Raw genomic sequence first — 25612 nt, 5'->3', positions numbered from 1 at the left:
AGCATTTGCATGATTGCAACCCATTGTTCTTGACGGTACATCTCGGATCTCTTCTTTTTCCGGCACGAGATTCATGACCATCAACTCCTTCCGCCTTGCCGTTGCTCAGCTCAATCCGACCGTCGGTGACGTCGCCGGGAACGCGGAGCTTGTCCGTCAGGCGCGTGCCGACGCAAAAGCGCAGCAGTCGGATCTGGTTTTGACGTCAGAGCTGATGCTGGCCGGCTATCCGCCGGAAGATCTTGTTCTGAAACCGGCCTTTGTCCGTGAATGCATGGAAACAGCGCGCGCGCTTGCCGAAGAGACCGGCGATGGAGGACCTGCGGTTATCCTCGGAACGCCGTGGTATTCCGATGCAGGCGATCTCCACAACGCCGTCCTTCTCATTGATCAGGGCGAAGTAAAGGCGGTTCGCTATAAGAGTGATCTGCCAAACTACGGAGTTTTTGACGAAAAGCGCGTGTTCAAGGCCGGGCCGCTTCCGGGACCCGTTGACTTCCGCGGTGTGCGCATCGGGTTGCCAATCTGCGAAGACATCTGGAACGACGAGGTCTGCGAGTGCCTTGAGGAAACCGGTGCGGAAATCCTGCTGGTTCCGAACGGATCCCCGTATTGGGAGAATCGGGCTGAAGAGCGTCTTCAGGTGGTCGTGGCCCGTGTGGTTCAGACGGATTTGCCGCTCGTCTATTGCAATCAGTTGGGCGGTCAGGACGAGTTGGTCTTTGACGGTGGATCGTTTGCGCTTCAGGCGGATCGGAGCCTGGCGTTCCAGATGCCGCAGTTTGAAACTGCGCTGGGTATTAGCGACTGGAAACGGGACGGCGAGGCCTGGACCTGCACAAGCGGTTCGGTGGCAAAGCTTCCCGATCTTGATGAAGCCAACTGGCGTGCCTGTGTGCTCGGGCTTGGCGATTATGTCACCAAGAACGGCTTTCCCGGCGTTGTCCTCGGTCTGTCCGGAGGCATCGACTCGGCGGTATGCGCAGCCATGGCAGTTGATGCTCTTGGGGCGGACAAGGTGCACAGCATCATGCTTCCCTTTCGTTACACCTCAGAGGAAAGCATCAAGGACGCCGCGGACTGCGCCAAGGCACTTGGCCTTAGGTACGACACGGTCCCGATTGCGGAGCCCGTCGAAGGATTTACAAAGGCACTGGACGGGCTGTTCGCTGGCACGGAAGCGGGCGTGACGGAGGAGAACCTTCAGTCCCGGACACGTGGCGTAATTTTGATGGCGGTGTCTAACAAGTTCGGCCACATGGTCATGACCACGGGCAACAAGTCGGAAATGTCGGTCGGTTATGCAACGCTCTACGGCGACATGAACGGCGGCTACAATCCGATCAAGGATCTCTACAAGACCCAAGTTTATCATCTGTCAGCCTGGCGCAATGCCAACAAACCGGCCGGCCTGCTCGGACCGGACGGCGAGGTGATCCCGTCCAACATCATCACCAAGGTCCCAACGGCGGAACTTCGCGAAAACCAGACGGACCAGGATTCCTTGCCGGCGTATGACGTACTCGATGACATTCTGGAATGTCTTGTCGAAAAAGAGATGTCGGTCGGCGATATCGAAAAGCGTGGCCATTCCCGCGACCTGATTCATCGCATTGAACATTTGCTCTATATAGCTGAATACAAACGCAGACAGGCCCCTCCGGGCGTCAAGATTACGGAACGCAATTTCGGCCGCGACCGCCGTTACCCGATCACCAACCGCTTCCGCGACCGGTCCTAATGTTTCTCAAACCCGCGGAGACGCATGACCTATCTGACGTTTCTGCAAACCAATGCCCGCTGGCTCGCCGGCGGGTTTCTGCTGACCGCTTTTTCCGGGTTCGGGCAGACCTTTTATATTGCGTTGTCATCGGGACATTTGCGCGAGGAATTTCAACTCAGTCACGGTGACTTCGGTCTCCTTTATATGGCTGCGACGCTCGCCAGCGCGGTGTCGTTGCCCTGGATCGGACGAAGCGTCGATGTCTTCCCCGTTCGCTTCGTCGGGCTCGTGACATGTGTGTCCCTCGGTATTTTCTGCCTTTCCATGGCTCTGGTGAATTCGGTCTTCATGTTGTTCGTGGTGCTGTTCGGGTTGCGGTTGTCCGGGCAGGGCATGATGACCCATGTCTCCATGACCGCCATGGGCCGCTGGTATTCAGCGCAACGCGGCCGAGCGGTGTCTGTCGCGCAGATGGGATTTCCTGTCGCCGAGAGCTTGTTTCCCGCCAGCTTTGTTTTGATTTCAGCGGTCGTTGGGTGGCGGACAAGTTGGGCGCTGGCCGCCGGCATCATGGTGCTCGGGGCACTGCCTATGCTTGCCCTGCTGTTTGCCAAAGATCGCATCCCCCGGTCAGATGAACAGGACGCAGGTCTAATCGAAGGGCGCCAATGGACGCGCGGTGAGGCGCTGCGCGACCCGATTTTCTGGCTTTTGACAGCCGGTGTGCTGGCACCGCCGTTCATCGGAACCGCCATCTTGTTCAATCAGGTGTATCTGACTGAGTTACGGAGTTGGCCGCTTGAGCTTTTCGCCTCCGCCTTTCCGGTTATGGCCGGCACTGCAATTGCAACGGCGCTGGTGCTTGGCCCCCTGATTGACCGGTATTCCGCGCGGGCACTGCTTCCGGCTGTGCTGCTGCCGCTCTTCTCCGGGTGTCTGGTGCTAGCGTTGCTCCCGGCGGCACCAACAGCCTTTGTGTTCATGGGCCTTCTCGGTATCAGCAGCGGGTTTACCGCGGCAATGTCCGGTGCCCTTTGGCCAGAGCTTTACGGCAGCCGCCATATCGGTGCGATCCGCTCTGTCGCATTTGCATTGATGGTGTTTTCGTCGGCCGCTGGCCCGGGCCTTGTCGGCGTTCTGATCGATGCCGGTGTCGACTTTGATCGTCAGCTTCTGGTGATGAGCGGGTACTGCGCGCTGATGATAGGCGGACTTACAATAGCGTCGCGCAAGCTTCGTGACCGACAAAACGGTCCGTTGGATTGAAAAGCTGAAATCTGGCCCGGCCAAACGGGATAAAATCACCATTTGCACTTGCAGAGCTCAAGGTAGGCGGGTACCTGAGGCGCATGACTGTTACTGTTCGCTTCGCGCCGTCTCCGACTGGCCACATTCACATCGGCAATAGCCGTCCGGCCCTCTATAACTGGCTCTATGCCAAGAAGATGGGTGGGCGCTTTATCCTGCGTTTCGATGACACCGATCTTGAGCGCTCCAAGAAGCAGTATGCGGAGTCGATCGAAACCGATCTCCGCTGGCTCGGCATTTCGCCTGATGTGATCGAGCGGCAATCTGACCGGGTGGCCGCCTATGAGGCAGCGGCGGAAAAACTGAAAACCGCAGGCCTTTTGTACCCGTGCTACGAAACACCGGACGAGCTGGAACGCCGGCGCTCCCGTCAACGTGCGCTTGGCCGCCCTCCGGTTTACGACCGCGCCGGACTGAAGCAGACAAAGGAAGAGCGGGCCGCGTTTGAAGCTGAAGGCCGCAAGCCGCATTGGCGCTTCGTCCTGCCGAACCATGCCGGCAATCCATTTGAGACCAAACGCACGGAAGTGACTTGGAACGATCTTTGCCGTGGTGATCAGACCGTAGACTTAGCCTCCATGTCCGATCCGGTCCTGATCCGCGCAGACGGCACGTTTCTCTACACGTTGCCATCGATTGTCGACGATATCGATATGGGGGTGTCCCATATCATCCGCGGTGAGGATCATGTGTCGAACACTGGCGTCCAGATCGCGATTTTCGAAGCGCTTGGTGCCACGGCGCCTGTCTTCGGTCACCACAATCTGCTGACCACGCGGGATGGCGAAGGGCTTTCAAAGCGGAAGGGGGCCTTGTCGATCGGCTCGTTGCGGGAATCCGGAGTAGAGGCGATGGCGGTCTGTTCGCTTGCTGTGCTGACCGGCACCAGCCAGGCCGTTGAAGCCGTGCCGAGCATGGGCGCCCTGGTGGAGAAATTCGATCTGACCAGTGTGTCCCGGTCCTCCGCAAAATTCGATCCGGAAGATCTCAAAGGACTGAATGCGCGCCTTGTGCATGAAATGCCGTATGCGGATGCCAAGGATCGGCTCGATGACATGGGTGTCGGCGGCGGCGAGGCCTTCTGGACCGCCATTCGCGGCAACTGTGAAACCGTCAATGATGCCAAAGGCTACTGGCAAATCGTCGGCGGTCCGGTGGAAAGCCGGATTGAAGACGAAGACCGGGAGTTCATCGCCAAGGCGAAAGACCTGCTTCCGGACGGTGAGATGACCCTGGAGACCTGGGGGGAATGGACTTCAGCGTTGAAGGCGGAAACCGGCCGCAAGGGGCGGGGGCTGTTCATGCCGCTTCGCCGCGTGCTCACGGGTCTCGATCACGGTCCTGACATGAAGGACATGCTGCCGCTTATTGGGCGTAAAAGTATTCTGGACCGACTACCCTGACAGGAACGTCACGATCCGGTGCCGGACGGAACCCCGGGTCGTCAGACTTGAAAACTGGCGGGATCGAGGCTGTTTCAAGGCTGTCGTCCGCCGGAGATCTGCGATTTCCCAGCAACGGCAGCTCAGCTGGTTTGCCATTCGTGCTGCCATCGGCAACATGCTCCAGCTGTTCAGCAGCTTTCGCGATCGACGCTGTCACATCAAACCCCTTTTCCAGGTTCGCGCGCGTATCAGGGTCTTCATGGGCCGGCAGTTGCTCTTTGGTCAGAGGCGTCCGGGACAGCGTTGAGTTTGACTCAAGATTTACCGGCCGCGAAGTGCGGATGTTTTCAGCTGTGTAGCTTGACGGCAGCCCGCCGCTGATGTCCGAAAACGCAATTCGCCGTCCGGATGAGCCGGGATTACTAACTTCTGTCCAGCCAGAGCGGCTCTTTGCCGACCCTGTCAGCCGGCAGCTGCATCCCTCGACAAACTCGCTTTTGTAACGATCAGCAAACGGTTGTTCGGAATAAAGATCACCTGCGAGTGACATCATGTCGGTCCGGTCGCCGCCCGGGTTCTTGTAGACATAGAGCTCCGTTTCAGAGGCCGGGCAAATCTCGTTGCAGCGGGCAGCGTCATTGGCAAACTGCCGTTTTCCGGTCGCAAAACTGACCGGGAAAAAATACCCATCGCACGTGCGCACGCACAGGGTCCGGAAGGTTCCACCGGACGGGATTCTGCGCTTGCCGCTGGAATTGGTGCGTTTCTTGGTGCTTTGAGCAGTCTCTTGTTGCTTGGTTTGAGCCGGCGTTTGCTGCGGGTTGAAAAGCCGGGCCAGCAGCGAACGCGGCGTATCTCCAGAGTTCGGATTGGCAGCCGCATTGCGTGTATTTGCGGGTGCGCCGCAGTTTTGGCGCTTGAGGGCTGCCTGTACCTGCCGGATGCGTTTTGGATTACTGGCGTTTCCACCGCCAGCCTTTGCCAATTGACGATCAATGGCCCTTAAATTGGAGCGCATGCGCTGCACTTTGCCAGATAGCGCCTGGCACTGCGGACTGGCGTTACTGTTGCAACCGAGATAACCAAAATCCCGCTCTGCCGCGCTCAGCGCCTTTTGCTGCTGGCTTTTTGCGGTTTGCCATTTTTGAGCACCAGCAGACGGACGGCTGCCTCGCGACTGAAGTTGCCGCAGTTCCGATGTCAAACTGGCACAACTTGCGGCCTCTGCCGGGACAGCAATAAGCAGCTGCGCCGGCGCAAACGCCAGCACGCATGACATTGCCAAAAACGCGGCATGACTGCGAAGCTTCATCACTTTTCCCCACCGGCGCATATCATCCCCGCGCCTTGCTGTTCAAACAGCCGGATCAGTATCCTCTTGAAGCCAACCCATATCAAGGAAAGCTCTCATGTTCGGTTAATGGCGGGCAGGGCGGCAGGCTTATTTTTCCGCAGCGGCATGAAGACGTTGAAAGATCTCGTCCAGAACGACTCGCTGCTTTTCGTTCAAGGCAGCTTCCAATTGCAGAGAATAGCCCAATGCTTTCGGCACGAGGTCCTCATACATGGCGCGGCCATGATCGGTGAGTTGCAAGAGTTGTTCGCGCTGGTCATCCGGGTTCGCGCCGCGGCTGAGATGGCCCTTTTTTTCCAAAGCGGCGACCGCGCGGCTCACCTTCGTTTTGTGCATGGACGTCGCCTTGCCGATGTCGCGCGCTGTCATTGCTACATGTTCGCCGAGTGTTGCCACCACACGCCATTCCGGGATCCCGATCCCGAAATCATCTGCGTAGATCTTGGACAGCGACCGGCTGACGGTCTCCGCCAGATGGTTCAGCCGGTAGGGAAGAAACTCATTGAGTTTCAGCACTGCTGTTTCTTGAGGCGCTTTTCTGGTTTTGGGCATGAGAACTCGGGTCTTGTTGGGGCATGCTTCACGCAAGATACGGATCGCATGCTGGAGAGGCGCAGCACTCTGTCAAGCCGATTGGTTTTCGGCGGTCAGGGCCTCAATGGTAACCAAGCAGAAGTATAGCTGGTCAAAACAGAGGGGAAAGCACTCGGCGGTCATTTTGCAAATCTACGGAGCGTTTGCTTCTCGTTGTTCGGTTCAATGCCATAGAAATGCCTGTATGAGGCGCAATTACTGGACCTATCTGTTGATAAGAAAGAAACGTTTAACGAAATAATGCACCAAAATTTGCGAATCGATGCCGTAACAAGTGACGCTGGTGTGGCAAGAACATATTCACACCCTGAGACCGGTGAGTTGCTCATCGGGTTGGCTGGCAGGAAAGCGAGGCTGTCATGACTACGGCAGACACATCATCTGAACGTGAACTCGGACAAGACGCGAAGATCCATGACCTTGGATCCGGGTGCTATGCCATTTCTGCCGAGGGGTGTCCGAACACCGGTGTAATCGTCGGCGAGCGTGGGCTCCTTGTCATCGACGCCCAGCCGACGGAAGAACTCGGCGAGGTCTTCCTCAAAAAGATCCGGGAGATCTCAGATAAGCCGATCAAGGTGCTGCTGCTGACGCATTTCCACGGCGACAGCACTGCGGGCGCTGCCGTCTTTGAGGCTGGTGAGGTGATCGCATCCGACTTGAGCAAACGCATGATGGAAACCCGCGGTCTCGATGATCGTGAGGTTCTGAAAGCCCGGTATCCGGACTTTTATCCGGCCGGTCATGCGCTCCCGGCGCTGGCGATGCCGACCATGACCATCGCATCGTCCATGTCGATTGATCTTGGCGGCCGAGAAGTGCGCCTGATGCATCTTGGACGGGGGCACACCATGGGTGATCTCGTCGTTTGGGTCTCAGACAGTTCCGTACTCTATGCTGGCGGACTGGTTCAATCAAATACTGCCCCTTATTGCGGTGACGCGCATCTTGCGGATTGGCCTCGGGCATTGGACCGGATCATGGCGTTCCGTCCGTCTGCGCTTGTCCCAGGAAATGGCCGTCCGGAAATCGGATCTGCAGCTGTTGCAACCGCGATTGAAACGACCCGCGACTATGTCGTGACATTGCGGGATGCGGCCGCAGCTTGTGCCGAGAGCAAGTTGGGCCTGCACGACACCTTCCAATCCCTCAACGATGCGCTTCAGCCGAGATTCGGCAGCGCGCTGCTTTTCGATGCGCATCTGCCGTTCAATGTCGCAAGGGCGTATGATGAAGCGCAGGGGCTCGACCAGCCGCAGATCTGGACACGGGAGCGTTGCGACGATCTAGAAGATGCGCTGACCCGCACATCGCCGGTTTCCCAGAAAACGGAACCTGCGGTCGCAGAAGATGAGCCAGTGGCCGTCGACGAGATAGTTGCAGACGACTCCGGTGCGAACGTTGAACAAGACACGGACGAGACCGCAGAAGCACATTCAGAAGCGTCAAATGAACTCGTAACAGATAGTGACTTTGCTGCATCGTTGCTGGGTGGCGGTGAAGAGGCTGCTGCAGACGATGAACTCCTGCTGGAAGAAGAAACTGACCAGGACGAACAGGTTCTGGAAAAAGCCGGCGCCTAAAACGGCAGGCAATATCGTACGAACACCGTCCGGGCCTTATCATGGCTCGGGCGGTTTTGCTTTCTAACGCGGAGAGTGCTTGATACCCTGCGGCTGGTTCCCACATTGAAGACAGCTTTACGATACTCGGAGTTTTATCATGCGGTTTCGCACTGCAGCCATCCTCTTTCTCAGCCTATGTATGCAATCCGCTGCCCCGGCACTTGCCAACGATGAACCGGATCTGATCTTTAAAAAATCGACCGTCTGGAAGTTTCTGACCCCGGACCACAAGTTGGCGACCTATGCCATCGATGATCCGCTGATTGACGGGGTGTCCTGTCACTTCACTGTTCCGGAAAAGGGCGGGGTTTCCGGTTGGCTGGGCGTTGCTGAAGAGGTCTCGGATGTATCGCTCGCATGCCGGCAAGTCGGCCCGGTGCAAATCAAGGAAAACTTCGAGCAAGGCGAAGAAATGTTCCGCCAGGGCCGTTCGTTCATGTTCAAGAAGATGCGGATCGTACGCGGCTGCGATGTGAAGCGGAACACGCTCGTTTACATGGTGTATTCCGACAAGCTGATCGAAGGCAGCCCGAAGAATTCAACATCGACCGTGCCGTTGATGCCCTGGGGAACCCAAGAACCGCCGCGTTGTGGAGACTATCTGGAGAGCTAAGCTGGAGTAACGCAGCTTGCGCCTTATTGGCGTGAGCCCGGCTTGTCGCCTTCGAGCGTTTCGAGATGGTGGGCGACCGGCAGTTCGGCATCGGCACAAAAGTGCTTGTAGAGCATGGCCATCACATCTTTGACCGGCTCGCTGGCCAGCCGGTAATAAATGGTAGTGCCTTCGCGCCGTGTTGAGACCAGTCCTTGCGCGCGCAAAAGAGCCAGCTGCTGAGAGACGGTCGGCATGCGCATACCGGTCTTCTCGGCAAGTTCGCCAACGCTGCGCTCCTCGTCCATCACATGACACATCAGAAGCAACCGGGGCGCGGAAGCCATCAGCTTCATGAATTCTGCGGCAGTTTCCGCTTTTTCTTCCAGCGCTTTGTAGTCCATCGAGAGACCTTGCCAAACTTCGTTATGGGACGCAATCAAAGAACGTCAGTGTTCCTTGGCGCTTTTATATGCGGCTCGCTACGGTGACAACCAGGTTTCCATTGCCGCAGCCCGTTCCAGTCATCAGACAAACGCTTTTCTGTTGAATTTCGTTGCCGAATGCTTTCGTGCCGTCAGTGATCGCCAAGAGCGCAATGAACGGACCACCAAGGACGATAGCCAGGAAGATGATCACAAAAAGGCGGTTCAACATTTTCTTTCTCCAGAAGGCAACGCTGTGTTGTTGATCCGGAGAATAGGTTTTGCGCCTTGAACCCATGCTGAGTGGCGTATTCAGCTTCCGTTCAGGTTTATGAACTTCATCCAAGTCATTGATAGTAATATGAAAATCTTTAGAGATTTTCTGTCATGGCTGTTCGCAGAGCTTCAAGAAGCTTCTCGTCCCGCCGATAGATGTCCTTTCTGAAGTGAGTCGAACCGTCTTTGTTCATCCATGCGGTCAGATAGGTGAGGTGCACTTCGATCGGTACGCTCGGTTTGACGACCGTCCGCTTTTCAGTGTCCCGGACTTTCTCCCAATGGCCTTCGTTCGCATTCTTGTGGGCCAGCAGAACATCGGCGAGTGCAAAGGGATCCGACACACGGATGCAGCCGTGGCTGAACGCTCGTTCTGCTCGGGAAAACAGGGATTTGGACGGCGTATCGTGAATGTAGATGTTGAACTCGTTCGGGAACATGAACTTGATCCGCCCGAGCGCATTGCTGTTGCCTGGATCCTGGCGCAGCCGGAATGGGAAATTGCCCCGGGCGTAGCTGTTCCAGGCAATCTGGGTCGGGGCAATTTCAGTACCGTCCCGGAACACGCGGATGTTCTTGCTCGAAAGGGCAGATGGGTTTTGCTTCAGCTTCGGCAAATACTCGGAGGTCGCGATCGAGTATGGCACGTTCCAGAAGGGATTGATCTCCACGTAGTCAAGCGTATCGGAAAACACCGGTGTTGCGTGGTACGGCTTGCCGACCACAACCGGCGCGGTGTGGATGGTCTTGCCTTCCTTGACCACTTTCAGCTCCTGGTCGGCCAGGTTGACGAACACGTAAAAACTGCCGAGATCGTCCCGCATCCAGCGCCGGCGCTCCATGTTGAGCTCCATCTGGACCAGTTTTTCTTCTAAGGGAATGTTCAACCGGGCGAGGGTTTCCTTGCCGATTACGCCATCATTGGCAAGGCCATGATGATCCTGGAAGGTTGTGACGGCTTCGACGAGAACACCGTCATAAACATCGCCGCTGTGTTCGGCCGCACCGGGAATATCTTCTTCAATCAGCCTCTGACGGAGCGCGGCAACCCGGGTATCGCTCATGCCGGGCTTGAGCACATCTCCGTCCGGAACACTGGTGAAGGGGCCTGTCGCTGCTTTTTCGCGATACTGGGCAAGACGCCGTTTCAAGCGCGCGTAATTATCTGACCTTGGTGCAAGACCCTCCAGGAACGCGCTAAAGTCAATCGCCTCCACAGCCTGTTCAAGCAGCATGGTCGGGTCTGGACGGTCCGGAAAGAGGTTCAGGGCCTTGTTGACCTTGTTAGGCTGAACACGGCCGGAGGAGAGGTGCGTGGCATAGCGCAGATATTGCTTGGTGAGTTCCAGCTCAAACTGAGCCCAGTCGTCTGCTGTCTGGGCAGAGGAAGCCATATCCACAAGGCCCAGCGGGCCATAGTTTTCCGGATTGAGTGCGTGCTCATTGGCTGCCGCCATCGCCGCAACGGCCAAATGCGCGTTTTCGCTCATGCCTTCAGCGGAAAACCAGATCGGGGCAAACGCCCTCTGCCCGTAAAACAGGACAGCCTTTTCCGAGACATCCGGTGACATCGCCGCTTGCAGCGCTTTGGCGATTGGCGTTTCGGGCTCCAGGAAGACGGGCGCCGGGACTTCCACGTTTTCCGCGGTACGTTGCGGCTTTGAGGTTGGTGCCGGAGCTGTTTGGGCAAACCCGGCCAAAGGCTGTATCGCGATCACCGCTGTTGTCAGCGTGATCAGTGCCGCGTGTCGAATGTACCGGCTCGCATGATCTGTCCTGTGCATCGGAAAGCCCCTCCTTGATTCCCGCAGCGTCAGATTAAAGGTTCCCGGCCTGTGCGCCAACGTCAGAACCTGAAGGAAGGTCTGTTTGCATGAAAAAGTGATCTTGACCGCCCTGATGAAACCGGTCCATAACCCTTGCCATGATGACGGCCACACGGAACATCATTATCACCACCATTATTTGCAGCTAGCGACACCGCTGGCTGTGGCCGTTCCCTCTTGGCAAATTTCCTTGTAGACGGACCGCCCGGCCAGCCGGCCAGGAGACCGTTTGACATGAGCGCCGCTGACCCAGCGAAATCCGGCACCTTCAAAGGCTTGAAGCTCACCAACACATTGACCCGCCAGAAGGAAGACTTCTGCGCGATCGATGATAGCAATGTGCGTCTCTATGTCTGCGGACCGACCGTTTACGACTTTGCCCATATCGGCAATGCGCGTCCCGCGATTGTCTTTGATGTTTTGTACCGGTTGCTGCGCCATCTCTACGGCGCTGAGCACGTTACCTATGCGCGCAACATCACCGACGTTGACGACAAGATCAACGCACGTGCGCTCCGCGATTATCCGGACATGCCGCTCAATGAGGCGATCGCCCTAGTCACCAAGAAGACAGCGGATCAGTATCAGAAGGACGTTGCTGCCCTGGGCTGCCTTGAGCCGACCGTCCAACCACGGGCGACCGAGCACATCGATGGCATGGTCAAGATGATCGAGCAGCTGATCGAAAAGGGGCATGCGTATGTTGCCGAGACGCCGGAGGGCGGTGAAGTGCTATTCGATACGGTGTCGATGCCAAATTACGGCGGTCTTTCCAAGCGCAAGCTGGATGAGCAGATCGCCGGTGCCCGGATCGCGGTCGACAGCCATAAGAAAAACCCGGGCGATTTCGTGCTTTGGAAACTGTCGTCCCCGGAAGAACCCGGCTGGGACAGTCCTTGGGGGCGCGGCCGACCAGGCTGGCACATAGAATGCTCCGTCATGAGCGAGCATCATCTGGGCAAGGTGTTCGACATTCATGGCGGCGGGCTGGATCTGATCTTCCCGCATCATGAAAACGAGATCGCCCAATCGTGCTGCGCCAACGGCACGAAGACCATGTCGAATTATTGGGTTCACAATGGCTTTGTGCAGGTCGAGGGCCGGAAGATGTCCAAGTCTGAGGGCAACTTCTTCACCATTCACGAGCTGTTGGAGACCGAGAATTTCGGCGGCCGCAAATGGCCGGGCGAAGTGCTGCGCCTTGCGATGCTGATGACCCATTATAAGGAGCCGATCGACTTTTCCGTCCGCAAGCTGGAAGAGGCGGAGAACCTTCTGGGCAAATGGCCGGATCTTGTCGAGACTGATGCGGCTCCGGCAGCAGACGTGCTCGATGCCATGAACGATGATCTGAATACGGCCGCCGCCATTCAGGCCTTGCATGGCCTTGCTGGCGAGGCCAACAAGGATCCGCATAAACTGGCGGAGTTTTCGGCCTCTGCAGCTCTGTTGGGTCTCAAGCCTGTCGCAGCGGATATGTCCGGCATCGACGAAACCGCAATCGCGACTGCCATCACTGCCCGGCTGGAGGCGCTCAACGGAAAGAACTGGGCCGAGGCAGACCGGATCCGCGATGAACTGGCATCTCAAGGCATCGCGCTAAAGGACTCAAAAGACTCCGAAACCGGCGCCCGCGTTACAACCTGGGACCTCAAGCGGTGAGTTTTTCTCAGCGGCAAGGCGGGAACACCCCCCTCTGTCCCTTTCAGGGACATCTCCCCCTCAAGGGGGGAGAGGGGAGTTTGTGGTTCCGGTTTGCCAGTTTCCAGCGTTCGCCTCTGAGGAGACCCAATTTCAGGCACCCGGCGGCAAGTGCGTGGTTCAATGGAATTCGAGCCGTGCCGCGCGTTCCCGTCTCCCCCCTTGAGGGGGAGATGTCCGCGCCTGCGGACAGAGGGGGGTATACAGCTTCTCCTATAAATGATGGCATGCCCGTTCCATTTGGGGACCAGGTTATGCCTCACCGGGATATTCCGAACAAAAACAGACGAAATGCCAAAGCGCTCCGCTCAAATATGACCGAAGCCGAAAAGAGACTTTGGCGGGCTATTCGTGCGCATCGTTTAGAGGGCATTTCCTTTCGGCGGCAATTGCCGATTGCCGGATATATCGTCGATTTCGCTGCACCCCAGCAAAGGTTAATCGTCGAATTAGACGGGTCGCAGCATGGGGATCAGCAGTATATCGAACAGGACAGACAGCGGGATGAAGCGCTGGCAAATGCGGGATGGACTGTTCTGCGGTTTTGGAATGTGGACGTGCTTCAAGATCTCGATGCTGTGTGCCGCAAGATCCTGACGGTGTGTGGCAAGGAGGGGACATGAGCGGAGAAGAAACAGACATCAAGTCCGGCGGCTGCCAGTGCGGGGCGGTGCGGTACTGTGCTGAAGGGTTCAAACGGCCGTCGATCTGTCACTGCCGCATGTGCCAAAAGGCAGTCGGAGGCCCGTTTGCAGCGCTCGTCGTCGTTGAAAATCTCAGCTGGACGCGTGGAGAACCAGCTTACTTTCAGAGCTCCAACCTCGTTCGGCGCGGGTTTTGCCGGGACTGCGGCACACCGCTGACCTATGAGTTTGAAGGCTCACATATCGACATCACGATCGCGAGCCTCGATCAGCCGGATCTTGTGGCTCCGGAAATCCAGTTGGGGCTTGAGAACCGCTTGTCCTGGTGCGAGGGATTGGCGGTTCTGCCGACCCGAACGGAAGAAGCGGAAGCTGCGGCTCAGGACGTGTTTGCCCGCATCCGCAACCACCAGCATCCGGATCGGGATACGGATGCCTGGCCGGAGACCATCCGATGAGCGAGACCTACACAGGCGGTTGCCAATGCGGCGCGGTTCGTTTTCGCATAGAAGGCACACTTGGCGAAGCGAGCATTTGCCATTGCCGGATGTGCCAGAAGGCTTTCGGAAATTTCTTCGCTCCGTTGGTCGATGCACGGCACGAAGATCTCAACTGGACCCGCGGGAAACCAAGCTACTACGCGTCGTCTGACGTGGTTGATCGCGGGTTTTGCAGCCGGTGCGGGACACCGCTTGTTTTTGCCTATCGCGATTACCCGTTGATTGGGCTGGCGATCGGAGCATTTGATGAGCCGGGCCGCGTCCCCGTTACGAAACAGCACTGGACTCGGGACAAAATTCCAGGGTTCGAAAAACTGCACGCGTTGCCGGGTGGAGCGGAAGACGATCCGGAATTTGCAGATGTGATCGCCGAAATCGACGCCAGCAATCACCAGCACCCAGACCACGATACGAAAGAGTGGCCCGTAGCGCCGCAGTTGTCCGACGGAAAAGACAGATGACCAAAGACCGCCTCTACCTCTTCGACACGACCCTGCGCGATGGTGCGCAAACCAGCGGTGTTGATTTTTCCGTCAACGAGAAGATCGTAATCGCTGAACTGCTGGAGCGGCTTGGGGTCGACTATGTGGAAGGCGGTTACCCCGGAGCAAATCCGGCTGATACCGAGTTCTTCTCTCAAAAGCGGACAAAGAACGCGGCATTCACCGCGTTCGGAATGACCAAACGGGCAGGGCGGTCGGCGTCGAACGATCCCGGTCTTCAGCAGATCCTGGCGAGCCAGTCTGACGCTTGCTGTTTTGTTGCCAAGGCCTGGGATTATCACGTGGACGTCGCGCTTGGCTGCACAAATGAAGAGAACCTTGAAGCCATCGAAGACACCGTCAAGGCTGCCGTTATGGCCGGCAAGGAAGCCATGATCGACTGTGAGCACTTCTTCGACGGCTACAAGGCCAATCCGGACTATGCGCTCGCCTGCGCCCGGACAGCCTATCAGGCCGGAGCCCGCTGGGTTGTTTTGTGCGACACCAATGGCGGCACACTGCCTGACGAGATCCATTCCATCGTGACGAAGGTCCAGGAGATCGTACCCGGCAGTCATCTTGGCATTCACACGCATGATGACACGGGCCATGCGGTGGCCAATTCCCTGGCAGCGGTTGATGCCGGGGTGCGGCAGGTTCAGGGGACCTTGAACGGTCTGGGCGAGCGTTGCGGCAATGCTAACCTGATCACACTGATCCCAACCCTGAAACTGAAATCACAGTTTGCCGACCGGCTGGAAATCGGTGTCAGCGAAGACCAGCTTCAGGACATCACCGGGATCTCCCATGCCTTCGATGAGATCCTCAACCGCTCGCCCAACCGTCATGCGCCCTATGTGGGGGAAACGGCTTTTGCCACCAAGGCTGGTATTCATGCTTCTGCGATTCTGAAAGATCCGCAAACCTACGAGCATGTGGCCCCGGAAACGGTTGGGAACCAGCGCCGGGTGCTCGTTTCCGATCAAGCCGGAAAGAGCAATCTGCTGGGCGAACTGGCACGTGTCGGCATCACGGTCGACAAGGCCGACCCCCGTCTGGACCGGCTGCTGTCCAAGGTGAAGGAGCGGGAGGCGCTGGGCTACGCCTATGAGGCCGCGGATGCATCCTTCGAGCTGCTTGCACTGCGCGAGCTCGGCGAAGTGCCGGACTTTTTCCAGGTTGATTCCTTCAAGGTCATGGTCGAGCGCCGGTTCAACGCCATCGGAGATCTGATCACGGTTTCCGAAGCGGTGGTCAAGGTAAATGTCGACGGGGAGACGCGCATGTCCGTTGCGGAAGGCAACGGCCCGGTCAACGCGCTCGACATGGCATTGCGCAAGGATCTTGGAAAGTATCAGGCCGCGATTGAAGGGCTGGAGTTGATCGACTATAAGGTGCGAATCCTGAACGGCGGCACCGATGCGGTGACCCGGGTTCTGATCGAAAGCCATGATGCCAGGACCCAGCGGCGCTGGTTCACCATCGGTGTCTCCTCCAATATCGTCGATGCGTCCTTTCAAGCGCTGGTCGATTCCATCACATTCGCGCTTCTCAAAGCTCAGGAGAGCTAAGGTCCGGCGCCAGAAAGGCACGCGCTATGTCTGAGCCCGTGACACGCACCGAGGCGGAAAACGAACTCCGCCGTGGCCTCCTCTTTGGCCTTGCGGCTTACGGCATGTGGGGGTTCTTTCCGGCCTACTACAAGCTGACTGATACGGTTTCGGCGGACCTTGTCGTTGCACACCGGATTGCCTGGTCCGTGCTGTTTGTCGGCGGTTTCTTGTATCTCCGGGGCCGCTGGCAAGAAGTGCTCGATGTCTTTGCCGACCCGGCAGTCTTGAAAAGACTCGCGATGTCCGCGTCGTTCATTTCGGTCAATTGGCTGGTGTTCGTCTGGGCGATTGCGAACGAGCAAGTTCTGGATGTATCGCTCGGCTATTTTATCAATCCGCTCGTAAGCATTTTGGTGGGGCTGATCGTTCTTCGCGAACGCATGAGCAAATGGCAGTACATTGCCGTTGCCATGGCCGGTTTTGCCGTCGTCCTGCAGGCGGTTCTGGCTGGTGGGCTGCCCTGGGTGTCTCTGGTGCTCGCTTTCTCCTTCGCAGGTTACGGCTACGTGCGGAAGGTGACACCGGTCAAGGCAACACCAGGCTTGTTCGTCGAGACGGTGCTTTTATTTCCGATTGCCATGGGATATCTGCTTCTCAGCCTTTCATGGGGCGTCGATGCGCTGATACTCGATGACATTCCGGTTCTCATGGCGCTTGCGGGCACCGGCATTGTCACGGCGCTGCCTCTGATTTGCTTCAGTTCGGCCGCACGCCGGCTGCCGCTCTTCATGCTTGGCTTGATGCAGTATATCGCGCCATCGATCCACTTCCTGATGGCGGTTTATGTCTGGGGAGAGCCGCTTGATCAGGCCAAACTGCTGGGCTTTGTCATGATCTGGATTGCGCTGGTGGTCTTTACATTCGACAGCTGGCGGAATGCACGAAACGCAAGAAAAGCTCAGCAGCAAGCAACGGTCTAACGTTTTAGAGTGTTATCCATCCGCCGCGACGGCGAGCATTTCAAACCCATTCCGTTTGGAAGCGTAAAGGTGTTTGTCGGCAATGCTGAGCGCGTCGGAGATCTCTCCGCCCTCGAGCTTTGCAATGCCGACACTTGTTTGGCACAGAAGGTCGGTTCCCGAATGCCGGATCGGATGTGTGCTGAGGCTCTTCATGAACCCGGCCAGTTTCAGGGTCAGGCTGTCGCGTGTTTCCGATCGGAAGATCATGCAGAACTCGTCGCCGCCGAGCCGGATGATCATGTCCTCCGGGCCGGCGAGGGCTCGAAGCTGGCGCGCGAACCCCAAGAGGACGCTATCGCCGACATCATGGCCGTGTTCGTCGTTGATTTGTTTAAATGAATCGAGGTCGAACACCGCAATCCACGATGCCTTGCCGCCTGAATGGGTCCAGGACTCGATTTGCTTCACGGCCTTTGTGAACAGGAAGTGCCTGTTGTGAACTCCGGTCAACGCATCCTGCATGGCAAGGGTGTTGAGCTCCGCGATGCGGTCCATCATGTCCAGGTTCAACGAAATCCGAAGAAGGATTTCTTCCGGCGCGTAGGACTTGTCGATGAAATCGGCAGCACCGTATTTCAAGAAGCGGATACGGTTGTCCGAGTTCGACAGCGACGACATGCCAATGACGCTCAGGCGCTCGCGGCTGTATTTCCGCCGCACAGTTTTCAAAAATGCAAATCCGTCTTCGTCCGGCATGTAATAATCGGCAAGAACAAGCCGGATGTGCGGGTGATCGCGCAACATCTGCAGGGCTTCAGCCGGAGTGCTGGCCTGGTAGGTCTGATAAAGGTGGTGCGATGTAATTTGGGCGATCCTCTCCCGATCGACAGAAGCATCATCCAGAATCAAGATGCCAATCTTGGGGTTGTAGGAGAGCCGCTTCAGAAGTTCGGCCACATAATCGAGGCTCGCCGGGGTGTCCTTGAGGACGTAGTCGATCACCCCTTTAGCAAGGGCCTTTTCGCGGACTTCGTTGTCGAATTTGCTCGTGAAAATGATTGTCGGGATGTTTCTGTTGCGGCAAAGGTCAACGATTTCGCCATTTGGCGCATCCGGCAGCGTCAGATCCACCAATGCAAGGTCCGGTTCACAGATAGGCATGTCGAGACAGCTTTCCGCTTCTCGATAATTCCGGGCAACCATGATCTGGTGCCGTCCGATATCCTGAAGCCGGTCAACGATCGCCTTTTCGAAAAACGATGCGTCTTCCACCAGAAGCATAGTGCGCATGAAAGCTGATCCGCCAGTGTGATTTGCTCGGTAAATCTACAAGGGAAGAAGCTTCCAAGACCTTAACCCGATGTTCAAAACATACCCACAAGACATACGAAAATCGTCGTCCAGTCGCCGAACACCTAACGTTTGGAGAGTTTCGTTATTATTAGCTGGCTAAAGATCTGCCGCCGCCGCGCCACCTTCAAGCGGCGCATCAGAACCATCGCCGATACTTTTTTCCAGCATGGGGATGATCTGATCCACTTGTTTGGCAATCAGGTAAGGAACTTCAGTGTCTGGCCGGATGTATCCTTGCGCGCGCATGTGATCGAGCAACTCAAGAAGGGGAGACCAAAAGCCATTGATATTGGCAAGAACAACAGGCTTGCGGTGCTGCCCCAACTGAGCCCAGGTCATCATTTCAACGGCTTCTTCAAGCGTGCCAATCCCGCCGGGCAGAGCGATGAAGGCATCTGATTTTTCGAACATCAGATGTTTGCGTTCGTGCATGTTCTGGGTGATGACGAGGTCTTCAACTGTGTCCAGCATTACCTCGCGTTTTTCAAGAAACTGCGGAATAATTCCGGTGACTCGGCCGCCGCATTCCATGGCTGCGCGCGCGACGGTCCCCATCAGGCCAACTGAGCCGCCGCCATACACAAGCCGCAGTCCGGATTCGGCAATCAATTGGCCAAGCCGTGCGGCTGCCGCCTCATGTGCAGGGTCCGACCCGAAGCTCGAGCCGCAATAAACACAAACGCTTTTGAGATGCTTGGGAGAATTTGTCGTCATAAGGACATGATGTGGCATTGCGCCCTGCATAAGGTCAAGCATTCTGTTCGAAAGGCCGGTTGGTGATCCGCGGTTTTCTTGCCGCGGCACAAAAAGGCCGTTATGCATGGATGAAGAATATCCAATGGGGCAAGCAGACAAGTTCTGCCGTCTGCCAAGGGGAAGAGACGAAAGTAACGGCTGGTAAACCGCATTGCTTTCGATGGGAAGAGCAATGAACAAGCAGACCCTGATCCGGACTTTGATAATCGCCGTGCCTGTTGGCGTGGCGGCATTGATCACCGGTTACTTCTATCGTGACAGTGGCGGGATGCCGGTGGAGCAGGAGCGCGCAGATAGCCAGGTTCCTGGGACTACAAACGAGTCCTCCAAAGGCGATCAACAGGCAAGTGCTGCGCCGGACCAGCAAGAGGTCACATCCAAAACAGAAGTTCAGGAAGCAGAAAGCCCGGCCGCCGCACCTGAAGAACCCGAGGCGACTGAAACTGCTGAGGTGTCAGACAAACCGAGCTTCGACGTGGTGGGTGTAGAACCAACTGGCGAGACTGTAGTCGCAGGGCGGTCGGAAGCTGGTGCCATTGTGGCGCTGACAGCAAACGGTGAGGTGGTTGGCAAGACCATTGCGAATCCGGCAGGCGAATGGACCATCATTCTGGATGAGCCGTTGAAGCCAGGCGACTATGACGTTGCTCTGGAAGTTCACGATCAGGGCGGAGAGCAGCTGTCTACGTCCGACGAACGGGTCGCTATCTCCATTCCGGACGGCGGGAAACAACAGCCGCTCGTAGTCCTGAATTCGCCTGATGGACCGTCCAACGTTTTGCAGAAGCCGGAAGCACCGGTTGCTGTCGCCGAAGCGCCGAAGGCTGAGAAAACTGTTGTCGCTGCAGCGCCGGCCTCTGAAGCCGGCGGAGACACACCGAGTTCTTCGCCTGCAGAGAACGTGACAGCTGCGGCCGGAAACTCAGAGGGAGCTGCTCCTGCAGTCGCTGAGCCGACCGAGACGGCAGCTGCGTCGAGCGCCGAGGCGGAATCAGCCTTGAACCAAACTGCGACTGCGGACGCACGGCAACCAACGGCTGACAGTGGATCTGGACAGGCGGAACAGACAGCTGAGGCGGCCGCAACCAGCACAGCGCAGGAAACGGAAGCCACCGCGGAGCCTACTGAGACGACAACAGCCGCTGCCACGGACGCACCGGCAAGTTCTGGTGACCCAGATCTGACCGACACAAACCAGCAAGTTGCTGCGGCCTCTCAGGCCGAAACAACTGCATCTGCTGGAACAGGTACTCAGAGCGGTCAGCAACCAGTCACGGTTGAAGCGGTGGAGTCGGAAGAAGACAAGGTCTACGTTGCCGGTACTGCAGAGCCTGGGTCGTCTGTTCGTGTTTATGTAGGCGATGATTACCAGGGCGAGGCCAAAGCAAACTCCAGTGGCCGGTGGCTCCTTGAAGGCGACAAGTCGGTCGCGGAGGGCAATGTGGAAGTCCGGGCTGACATGATTGCCGAAGACGGTAAGTCGGTGGATGCACGGGCAGCCGTGACCTTTGCAAAACAGCAGGACGAACAGATTGTTCTGACCAAGGTTGTTGCAAGCGGAACCTCCGGCTCAGCAGAGGGGGAGGGCGCGGACGTCAAAAAGGCGTTGCCTGTTGTCATCATTCGCAAGGGGGACAATCTGTGGCGGATTTCCCGGCGTCTTTATGGGGACGGTATCCGCTACACCACTATTTACCAGGCCAACAAAGGCCAGATCCGCGATCCGGATCTGATCTATCCCGGTCAGGTTTTCCTGACACCGGAAGGGGACCTGAACTGGCCTGCACCTGACGCGGACACCGGCCGGAACGGCTGATAATTGTTGGGTTTTCGAAGCGATTACTGGGGCGGGCGCCAATTTGGTGGCCGCCTCAATTCGTGTTGGACCTTGTCTTTTTGGCAATTGATCGCATATCTACGATAATTGGCGCCGCCCGAAAGGAGTTCCCCGCATGAGCGATCAGGTTTGCCCGCACACCGCAAGCGGCGAAAACGCGTCCGGTCTGTCGGGATGTGAAAGCCTGGCTGCACAGTTCCGGGCGCTTGGGCACCCGGCACGTCTTGCGATCCTGCGGCGCTTGGCCGGCGAGAAAGAAGCTTGCTGCGGCGAAATCGTCAGCGCCTTGCCGCTCGCTCAATCGACCGTGTCTCAGCACCTTCAGGTCTTGAAAGATGCAGGGTTTCTGACCTGCGACACCCGTGGGCGCAATTGCCATTATGTTTTGAATTGGGATCAGATTTCAAAAACGCAGGAAGCATCGGACGCATTCTGGAAGCTTTTGAACTCCGAGCACGACAACGGCGTCCTTAGCGCGGTAAACGAGTTGGCGGCAAACGAATAAGTTACCGGAACGGCCCGCAAAGGGCATCGGGAGAGAATACTTGACGCAATCACATGGGACGTCGGCCGGTTCGGCCCCGTCAAACCCTGCTCATGCACAAAAAGGCGCGCCCGCACAAAAGGCTGTCAGCGCGGAGGAAGGTGACACGCTTTCCACGCTCAAGAACCTTTGGCCATATATCTGGCCGGCTTCACGGCCAGATCTGAAAAAACGGGTTTTGCTGGCAGTTGCTGCGCTTGTGGTGGCTAAGTTCATCACAGTTCTATCGCCCTACTTCTTCGCCTGGGCGACAGATGTTCTTGCTGGCGAGGATGTTGGCCTGCCAGCTTTCCTTTTGGCTCCGGTCATGCTGGTTCTGGCCTACAATGCGGCCCGGGTGATGGCAGTTGCGTTCAACCAGTTGCGCGATGCCCTGTTTGCCCGTGTAGGCCAGCATGCCGTCCGTCAGCTTGCCAAACTGACTTTCCGCCATTTGCATCAACTCTCCTTGCGGTTTCATCTGGCCCGGCGAACCGGTGGCCTGAGCCGTGTCATTGAACGCGGCGTCAAGGGCATTGAGTCGATTGTCCGCTTTACGATCCTCAACGGGTTCCCGACCGTTCTGGAATTCGCGCTTATGGCCGGTGTGATCTGGTTCCAGTTCGGCTTTGCCTATGTCGTAATTGTAGCCGTGATGATTGTGGCTTACGTCTGGTTCACGATTAAGGCCTCCAACTGGCGGATTGCCATCCGCCGGGAAATGAATGACAGCGATACGGATGCCAATTCGAAAGCCATCGACAGCCTGCTGAATTTCGAAACCGTCAAATACTTTGGCAATGAGAAGATGGAAGCCGAACGCTTCGATGTCTCAATGGCCAAGTATGAAAAGGCGGCGACCAAAACCTGGACGTCGCTTGCCTGGCTCAACTTCGGTCAGGCGGTGATCCTGGGGCTCGGCATGGCAGCCTGTATGGGACTGTCCGCCCGTGCGGTCATGGCCGGCGAACAGAACATCGGCGATTTTGTTCTGATCAACGCACTGCTCATGCAGATCTCCATGCCGCTCAATTTCATCGGCTTTCTCTACCGTGAAATCCGTCAGGGGCTGGCCGACATTGAATCGATGTTCGATCTCCTGCTTGTGCCGGCCGAGATCAAGGACAAAGACGGGGCAGCTCCGCTGAAGGCCGTCGAGGGTACCATCCGCTTCAAAGATGTCGAATTCCACTACGATGCAGACCGGCCTATCCTCAAGGGCGTGGATTTTGATGTTCCGGCCGGCAAGACAATCGCCATTGTCGGCCCGTCGGGGGCAGGAAAGTCAACGATCTCAAGGCTGTTGTTCCGGTTCTATGATGTGACCGGCGGCGCCGTTGAGATCGACGGTCAAGATGTCCGCGATGTCACCCAGGAAAGTGTGCGCCATGCGATTGGCATGGTCCCGCAGGATACTGTCCTCTTCAACGACACCATCGCGTACAACATCGGCTACGGGCGGCCGGACGCGAGCGATGATGAGGTGAGGGAAGCGGCGCGCATGGCGCAGATCCACGACTTTATCGAAAACCTGCCGCAAGGCTACCAGTCGGAGGTTGGTGAGCGTGGGCTCAAGCTCTCCGGTGGCGAAAAGCAGCGCGTGGCGATTGCCCGGACAATCTTAAAAGCACCGCCGATCCTGATCCTGGATGAAGCAACCTCGGCTCTGGACACTCATACGGAACGCGAGATCCAGTCGGCTTTGGATCAGGTGTCGAAGAATCGCACGACGCTGGTCATTGCTCACCGTCTATCGACTGTTGTGAATGCTGACCAGATCATCGTGCTCGAAGCTGGTGAAATTGCAGAACGGGGAACACATTCGGAACTGTTGGCAAACGACGGACTGTATGCATCGATGTGGGCGCGCCAGCGCGAAGCCGATGAGGCGGAAGAGCGTTTGCGGGCGGCGCGAGAGAACGACGATCTCGGGATCATTACCCGCGGGCAACCGGCAGATTATGTTCCAGCAAAATAGCCTTGGGACTTCGCTGCGATTGCAGTCATCAAGTAAGTAGCATTTATCGAGCAAAAGAACTCCCGCGCTTAAGCCGCGCGGGAGGTTGGAAAATCCTTGTCATTGGCGCTTGTGAGCCTGTTCGGCATTTTGGCGGCTGTCTCGACAGTCCGGCCGAACAAAAGGTCGGACAGGGCATGTCTCAAACGGCGCAGCTCGTAGTGACGTTCAGCGCGGGCGCGGTTTTCAAATTGGTCTCCGGTGTGGAACATAATGGTCTCCTTCGGTTCGGTGGAGATGTTGTCCCATATTGCGTGTACTTGAAGAATGTGGCTTATATCGTAAGGATATTTCGAAAGTTTGGTATAATGCGTCTAGACGATTTGGAGTTCTTTATCAGGGTCGCTGAGCTTGGCAGCTTGTCAGGTGCAGGCCGGGAGATCGGATTGTCGCCATCGGCAGCAAGTGCTCGGCTAACCAATTTGGAAAAGACGTTTGGAGCCCAACTTTTTGCAAGAACAACCCGGAAAACAGCACTGACTGAAGCTGGGCGCGTCCTTCTTGATCATGCGCGGTCCGCGATCCATGAGCTGCAGCAGGCACGGCAAGCGCTCGAGGCGACGCAGGATTCGCCGCAAGGCGCGTTGCGCATTTCGTGCAACACCTTCTTTGGCCGGAAACACATTCTTCCGCATCTCGTCGAATTCCGTAGCCTTTACCCGGATGTCCAGATTGAAATGGATATTTCAGACCGGATGGTAGATGTCGTACAGGAAGGCTACGACATGGCCATCCGGGGCGCGCCGCTTGCCGACAGCTCACTTCTCGCCCGACGGCTGGGCGGCAATCCGAGAGCGTTGTGCGCATCTCCCGATTACCTTGCCCGAAAAGGGCGGCCCAAAACGCCTGAAGACCTGAACAACCACGATTGCATCAGCATGGCCTCCGTCCCGGTTTGGTATTTCGATGGCCCGGACGGGGAGGTCGGTTTTGAGTTGAAGAAACCCGTCATCAAGGGCGACAGCGGTGATCTGACGTATGATGCCGCGATCCATGGCCTTGGACTGAGCCTGAAATCGCTTGCTCATGTGTGGGAGGATCTGCGGGACGGGCGGCTGGTGGCCGTGATGGAAGACTATCCGGTTGCCCGTGTCGGGGCGATTTGGGCGGTTTATCCGCCAACACGCTTTGTGCCGCCCAAGGTCAGTGTTTTTGTCGATTTTCTGATCTCCAAATACGGCAAACCAGCCTATTGGGAGAGCGATTACCGGGATGCCGTGGCAGCCGGTATCGGTACTGCTCCGGCAAAAAGCGCCTGAACTGCCCCGAAAACGGTTCTCATAGAGAAAAAAAGCTTCTAGAAGCGGGGCAGTGGCCCTGCGCAATAGGTGCGCTCGGCTACCAATGAGCAATTTGCGGTGAGATCTTCGCCGCTCGTAAATGATCCTGCCCGTTTGTGGATGCTGAAAGCAGAACTATGTCGATTGTCGATTCCGTAACGAAATCCCTGGTCCCAGTTCACCGTGAAGGCTGGCCTTTCGTGGCCATTGCGCTGGTTGCGACCCTGGTTGTCGGCTGGTTCGTCGATCCTTTGTTTTGGATCGGTCTCTTTTTCACAGGTTGGGTCTGCTATTTTTTCCGGGATCCGCAAAGGGTGACCCCCGTGGGCGACGGGTTGGTGATTTCCCCGGCGGATGGCGTCGTAAGTCATGTGGGTCCAGTTCGCCCGCCAGAAGAGCTTGAGCTGGGTGCTGAACCTTTGGTGCGGGTTTCGATCTTCATGAACGTCTTCAATTGCCATGTGAACCGGGCACCCGTTGGCGGCAAGATTGTTCGGGTCGCATACCGTGCAGGCAAGTTCCTCAACGCGGAGCTCGACAAGGCCAGTGACGACAACGAACGCAACGGTCTGGTGATTGATCACAACGGCACGAACATTGGCGTGGTCCAGATTGCAGGCTTGGTCGCGCGTCGGATCGTCTGTTTTGTGAAGGAAGGTGAACACCTTTTCGCCGGCGAACGCTTCGGTTTGATCCGCTTCGGCTCCCGGCTTGATGTCTACTTCCCGGCCGGTACGGTGCCAAAGGTCGCGCTTGGTCAAACCATGATTGCGGGTGAAACTGTCCTGGCAGACCTCAATCAGCCGCAGGCTCCGGCACCCACACTAACCCGGGTGAGTTAAGGCGCGATCGTGATCGAGGATACCGGCCCCACACCCGTTAAGACCAAGCGCCAG

24 protein-coding genes are annotated in these 25612 nt (G+C 57.1%); 16 read left to right on the top strand and 8 right to left on the bottom strand.

Annotation, left to right across the window (positions count from 1 at the left end; all coding sequences use genetic code 11):
* Positions 1-73: 73 nt before the first annotated feature.
* The 3 genes from SADFL11_RS08170 (at position 74) to gltX (ending at position 4434) form a co-directional block, all read left to right on the top strand.
* Positions 74-1741, top strand: coding sequence for an NAD+ synthase (locus SADFL11_RS08170; RefSeq protein ID WP_008194633.1), 1668 nt, complete (start codon positions 74-76; stop codon positions 1739-1741).
* 24 nt (positions 1742-1765) lie between these two features.
* Positions 1766-2989, top strand: a complete 1224-nt coding sequence (locus tag SADFL11_RS08165; RefSeq protein ID WP_008191387.1) for an MFS transporter — start codon at positions 1766-1768, stop codon at positions 2987-2989.
* Between the two features lie 83 nt (positions 2990-3072).
* Complete coding sequence (gltX, locus tag SADFL11_RS08160) at positions 3073-4434, top strand: glutamate--tRNA ligase (protein ID WP_040451830.1); 1362 nt, start codon at positions 3073-3075, stop codon at positions 4432-4434.
* On the opposite strand, the gene SADFL11_RS08155 is transcribed toward gltX, so the two are convergent.
* Positions 4397-5728, bottom strand: coding sequence for a DUF2865 domain-containing protein (locus SADFL11_RS08155; RefSeq protein ID WP_167578964.1), 1332 nt, complete (start codon positions 5726-5728; stop codon positions 4397-4399). The two genes, gltX and SADFL11_RS08155, sit on opposite strands and share 38 nt — an antisense overlap.
* Positions 5729-5857: 129 nt before the next feature.
* Positions 5858-6322 carry a MarR family winged helix-turn-helix transcriptional regulator gene (locus tag SADFL11_RS08150; protein WP_040451831.1) on the bottom strand — a complete coding sequence of 155 codons (465 nt, stop codon included), beginning with the start codon at positions 6320-6322 and terminating at the stop codon, positions 5858-5860.
* Between the two features lie 401 nt (positions 6323-6723).
* On the opposite strand from SADFL11_RS08150, the gene SADFL11_RS08145 reads away from it, so the two are divergent.
* Together SADFL11_RS08145 and SADFL11_RS08140 are read left to right on the top strand one after the other, a co-directional pair.
* Positions 6724-7947, top strand: a complete 1224-nt coding sequence (locus tag SADFL11_RS08145; protein WP_008193652.1) for an MBL fold metallo-hydrolase — start codon at positions 6724-6726, stop codon at positions 7945-7947.
* 139 nt (positions 7948-8086) lie between these two features.
* Positions 8087-8602 (top strand): CreA family protein, encoded by a 516-nt coding sequence (locus SADFL11_RS08140; RefSeq protein WP_040451832.1) that lies wholly within the window; start codon positions 8087-8089, stop codon positions 8600-8602.
* Positions 8603-8625: 23 nt separating this feature from the next.
* Here SADFL11_RS08140 and SADFL11_RS08135 read toward each other — a convergent pair whose 3' ends face one another.
* The 3 genes from SADFL11_RS08135 to SADFL11_RS08125 all read right to left on the bottom strand — a co-directional run bounded on the left by SADFL11_RS08135 (position 8626) and on the right by SADFL11_RS08125 (position 11066).
* Positions 8626-8985: an ArsR/SmtB family transcription factor gene (locus SADFL11_RS08135; RefSeq protein WP_008188976.1), complete on the bottom strand. Its 360-nt coding sequence runs from the start codon at positions 8983-8985 to the stop codon at positions 8626-8628.
* 64 nt (positions 8986-9049) lie between these two features.
* A complete protein-coding gene (locus SADFL11_RS08130) occupies positions 9050-9238 on the bottom strand; it encodes a hypothetical protein (RefSeq protein ID WP_008193965.1) in 189 nt (62 codons plus the stop codon).
* A 139-nt stretch (positions 9239-9377) separates the two neighbouring features.
* A complete protein-coding gene (locus tag SADFL11_RS08125) occupies positions 9378-11066 on the bottom strand; it encodes a L,D-transpeptidase family protein (protein ID WP_008194602.1) in 1689 nt (562 codons plus the stop codon).
* Between the two features lie 276 nt (positions 11067-11342).
* Here SADFL11_RS08125 and cysS point away from each other — a divergent pair, with 276 nt between their 5' ends.
* From cysS to rarD, 6 genes are all read left to right on the top strand, one after another.
* Positions 11343-12770 carry a cysteine--tRNA ligase gene (gene cysS / locus SADFL11_RS08120; RefSeq protein WP_008196296.1) on the top strand — a complete coding sequence of 476 codons (1428 nt, stop codon included), beginning with the start codon at positions 11343-11345 and terminating at the stop codon, positions 12768-12770.
* Positions 12771-13063: 293 nt separating this feature from the next.
* Entirely contained in the window at positions 13064-13432 is a 369-nt protein-coding gene (locus SADFL11_RS08115) for an endonuclease domain-containing protein (protein ID WP_008191144.1), read from the top strand.
* Entirely contained in the window at positions 13429-13911 is a 483-nt protein-coding gene (locus SADFL11_RS08110) for a GFA family protein (RefSeq protein WP_040451833.1), read from the top strand. The genes SADFL11_RS08115 and SADFL11_RS08110 overlap by 4 nt, the downstream gene beginning before the upstream one ends.
* On the top strand, positions 13908-14414 hold the full coding sequence (locus tag SADFL11_RS08105; protein ID WP_040451834.1) for a GFA family protein: 507 nt from the start codon (positions 13908-13910) through the stop codon (positions 14412-14414). The genes SADFL11_RS08110 and SADFL11_RS08105 overlap by 4 nt, the downstream gene beginning before the upstream one ends.
* On the top strand, positions 14411-16006 hold the full coding sequence (cimA, locus tag SADFL11_RS08100; RefSeq protein WP_008196661.1) for a citramalate synthase: 1596 nt from the start codon (positions 14411-14413) through the stop codon (positions 16004-16006). The genes SADFL11_RS08105 and cimA overlap by 4 nt, the downstream gene beginning before the upstream one ends.
* 26 nt (positions 16007-16032) lie before the next feature.
* Entirely contained in the window at positions 16033-16968 is a 936-nt protein-coding gene (gene rarD, locus SADFL11_RS08095) for an EamA family transporter RarD (protein WP_040451835.1), read from the top strand.
* Between the two features lie 12 nt (positions 16969-16980).
* Here the strand turns inward: rarD and SADFL11_RS08090 are convergent, their stop codons facing one another.
* Positions 16981-18240, bottom strand: a complete 1260-nt coding sequence (locus SADFL11_RS08090; protein WP_134852954.1) for a GGDEF domain-containing response regulator — start codon at positions 18238-18240, stop codon at positions 16981-16983.
* Positions 18241-18399: 159 nt separating this feature from the next.
* A complete protein-coding gene (locus SADFL11_RS08085; RefSeq protein WP_228198254.1) occupies positions 18400-19035 on the bottom strand; it encodes an LOG family protein in 636 nt (211 codons plus the stop codon).
* A 196-nt stretch (positions 19036-19231) separates the two neighbouring features.
* Between SADFL11_RS08085 and SADFL11_RS08080 the strand changes: the two genes are divergently transcribed.
* From SADFL11_RS08080 to SADFL11_RS08070, 3 genes are all read left to right on the top strand, one after another.
* The gene (locus SADFL11_RS08080) at positions 19232-20875 is read left to right on the top strand and encodes a LysM peptidoglycan-binding domain-containing protein (RefSeq protein WP_008190212.1); all 1644 of its coding nucleotides are present in this window, start codon (positions 19232-19234) and stop codon (positions 20873-20875) included.
* Positions 20876-21011: 136 nt separating this feature from the next.
* A complete protein-coding gene (locus SADFL11_RS08075; protein ID WP_008191854.1) occupies positions 21012-21401 on the top strand; it encodes an ArsR/SmtB family transcription factor in 390 nt (129 codons plus the stop codon).
* Between the two features lie 40 nt (positions 21402-21441).
* Positions 21442-23397 (top strand): ABCB family ABC transporter ATP-binding protein/permease, encoded by a 1956-nt coding sequence (locus SADFL11_RS08070; protein ID WP_008195941.1) that lies wholly within the window; start codon positions 21442-21444, stop codon positions 23395-23397.
* Positions 23398-23465: 68 nt separating this feature from the next.
* Here the strand turns inward: SADFL11_RS08070 and SADFL11_RS08065 are convergent, their stop codons facing one another.
* Positions 23466-23648, bottom strand: coding sequence for a hypothetical protein (locus SADFL11_RS08065; RefSeq protein WP_008196479.1), 183 nt, complete (start codon positions 23646-23648; stop codon positions 23466-23468).
* A gap of 96 nt (positions 23649-23744) precedes the next feature.
* Here SADFL11_RS08065 and SADFL11_RS08060 point away from each other — a divergent pair, with 96 nt between their 5' ends.
* Positions 23745-24695, top strand: a complete 951-nt coding sequence (locus SADFL11_RS08060) for a LysR family transcriptional regulator (RefSeq protein WP_040451838.1) — start codon at positions 23745-23747, stop codon at positions 24693-24695.
* 137 nt (positions 24696-24832) lie between these two features.
* The gene (locus tag SADFL11_RS08055) at positions 24833-25558 is read left to right on the top strand and encodes a phosphatidylserine decarboxylase (protein WP_265936777.1); all 726 of its coding nucleotides are present in this window, start codon (positions 24833-24835) and stop codon (positions 25556-25558) included.
* Positions 25559-25612 lie beyond the last annotated feature (54 nt).

This window comes from Roseibium alexandrii DFL-11 (assembly GCF_000158095.2).
Classification (GTDB): domain Bacteria; phylum Pseudomonadota; class Alphaproteobacteria; order Rhizobiales; family Stappiaceae; genus Roseibium; species Roseibium alexandrii.
This window is presented reverse-complemented; position numbering and strand designations above follow the sequence as displayed.

Excerpts from the sequence above, each read along its gene's own strand:
- SADFL11_RS08170 (WP_008194633.1), top strand. The coding sequence starts at position 74 with ATGACCATCAACTCCTTCCGCCTTGCCGTTGCTCAGCTCAATCCGACC.
- SADFL11_RS08165 (WP_008191387.1), top strand. The coding sequence starts at position 1,766 with ATGACCTATCTGACGTTTCTGCAAACCAATGCCCGCTGGCTCGCCGGC.
- gltX (WP_040451830.1), top strand. The coding sequence starts at position 3,073 with ATGACTGTTACTGTTCGCTTCGCGCCGTCTCCGACTGGCCACATTCAC.
- SADFL11_RS08155 (WP_167578964.1), bottom strand. The coding sequence starts at position 5,728 with ATGAAGCTTCGCAGTCATGCCGCGTTTTTGGCAATGTCATGCGTGCTG.
- SADFL11_RS08150 (WP_040451831.1), bottom strand. The coding sequence starts at position 6,322 with ATGCCCAAAACCAGAAAAGCGCCTCAAGAAACAGCAGTGCTGAAACTC.
- SADFL11_RS08145 (WP_008193652.1), top strand. The coding sequence starts at position 6,724 with ATGACTACGGCAGACACATCATCTGAACGTGAACTCGGACAAGACGCG.
- SADFL11_RS08140 (WP_040451832.1), top strand. The coding sequence starts at position 8,087 with ATGCGGTTTCGCACTGCAGCCATCCTCTTTCTCAGCCTATGTATGCAA.
- SADFL11_RS08135 (WP_008188976.1), bottom strand. The coding sequence starts at position 8,985 with ATGGACTACAAAGCGCTGGAAGAAAAAGCGGAAACTGCCGCAGAATTC.
- SADFL11_RS08130 (WP_008193965.1), bottom strand. The coding sequence starts at position 9,238 with ATGTTGAACCGCCTTTTTGTGATCATCTTCCTGGCTATCGTCCTTGGT.
- SADFL11_RS08125 (WP_008194602.1), bottom strand. The coding sequence starts at position 11,066 with ATGCACAGGACAGATCATGCGAGCCGGTACATTCGACACGCGGCACTG.
- cysS (WP_008196296.1), top strand. The coding sequence starts at position 11,343 with ATGAGCGCCGCTGACCCAGCGAAATCCGGCACCTTCAAAGGCTTGAAG.
- SADFL11_RS08115 (WP_008191144.1), top strand. The coding sequence starts at position 13,064 with ATGCCTCACCGGGATATTCCGAACAAAAACAGACGAAATGCCAAAGCG.
- SADFL11_RS08110 (WP_040451833.1), top strand. The coding sequence starts at position 13,429 with ATGAGCGGAGAAGAAACAGACATCAAGTCCGGCGGCTGCCAGTGCGGG.
- SADFL11_RS08105 (WP_040451834.1), top strand. The coding sequence starts at position 13,908 with ATGAGCGAGACCTACACAGGCGGTTGCCAATGCGGCGCGGTTCGTTTT.
- cimA (WP_008196661.1), top strand. The coding sequence starts at position 14,411 with ATGACCAAAGACCGCCTCTACCTCTTCGACACGACCCTGCGCGATGGT.
- rarD (WP_040451835.1), top strand. The coding sequence starts at position 16,033 with ATGTCTGAGCCCGTGACACGCACCGAGGCGGAAAACGAACTCCGCCGT.
- SADFL11_RS08090 (WP_134852954.1), bottom strand. The coding sequence starts at position 18,240 with ATGCGCACTATGCTTCTGGTGGAAGACGCATCGTTTTTCGAAAAGGCG.
- SADFL11_RS08085 (WP_228198254.1), bottom strand. The coding sequence starts at position 19,035 with ATGCCACATCATGTCCTTATGACGACAAATTCTCCCAAGCATCTCAAA.
- SADFL11_RS08080 (WP_008190212.1), top strand. The coding sequence starts at position 19,232 with ATGAACAAGCAGACCCTGATCCGGACTTTGATAATCGCCGTGCCTGTT.
- SADFL11_RS08075 (WP_008191854.1), top strand. The coding sequence starts at position 21,012 with ATGAGCGATCAGGTTTGCCCGCACACCGCAAGCGGCGAAAACGCGTCC.
- SADFL11_RS08065 (WP_008196479.1), bottom strand. The coding sequence starts at position 23,648 with ATGTTCCACACCGGAGACCAATTTGAAAACCGCGCCCGCGCTGAACGT.
- SADFL11_RS08060 (WP_040451838.1), top strand. The coding sequence starts at position 23,745 with ATGCGTCTAGACGATTTGGAGTTCTTTATCAGGGTCGCTGAGCTTGGC.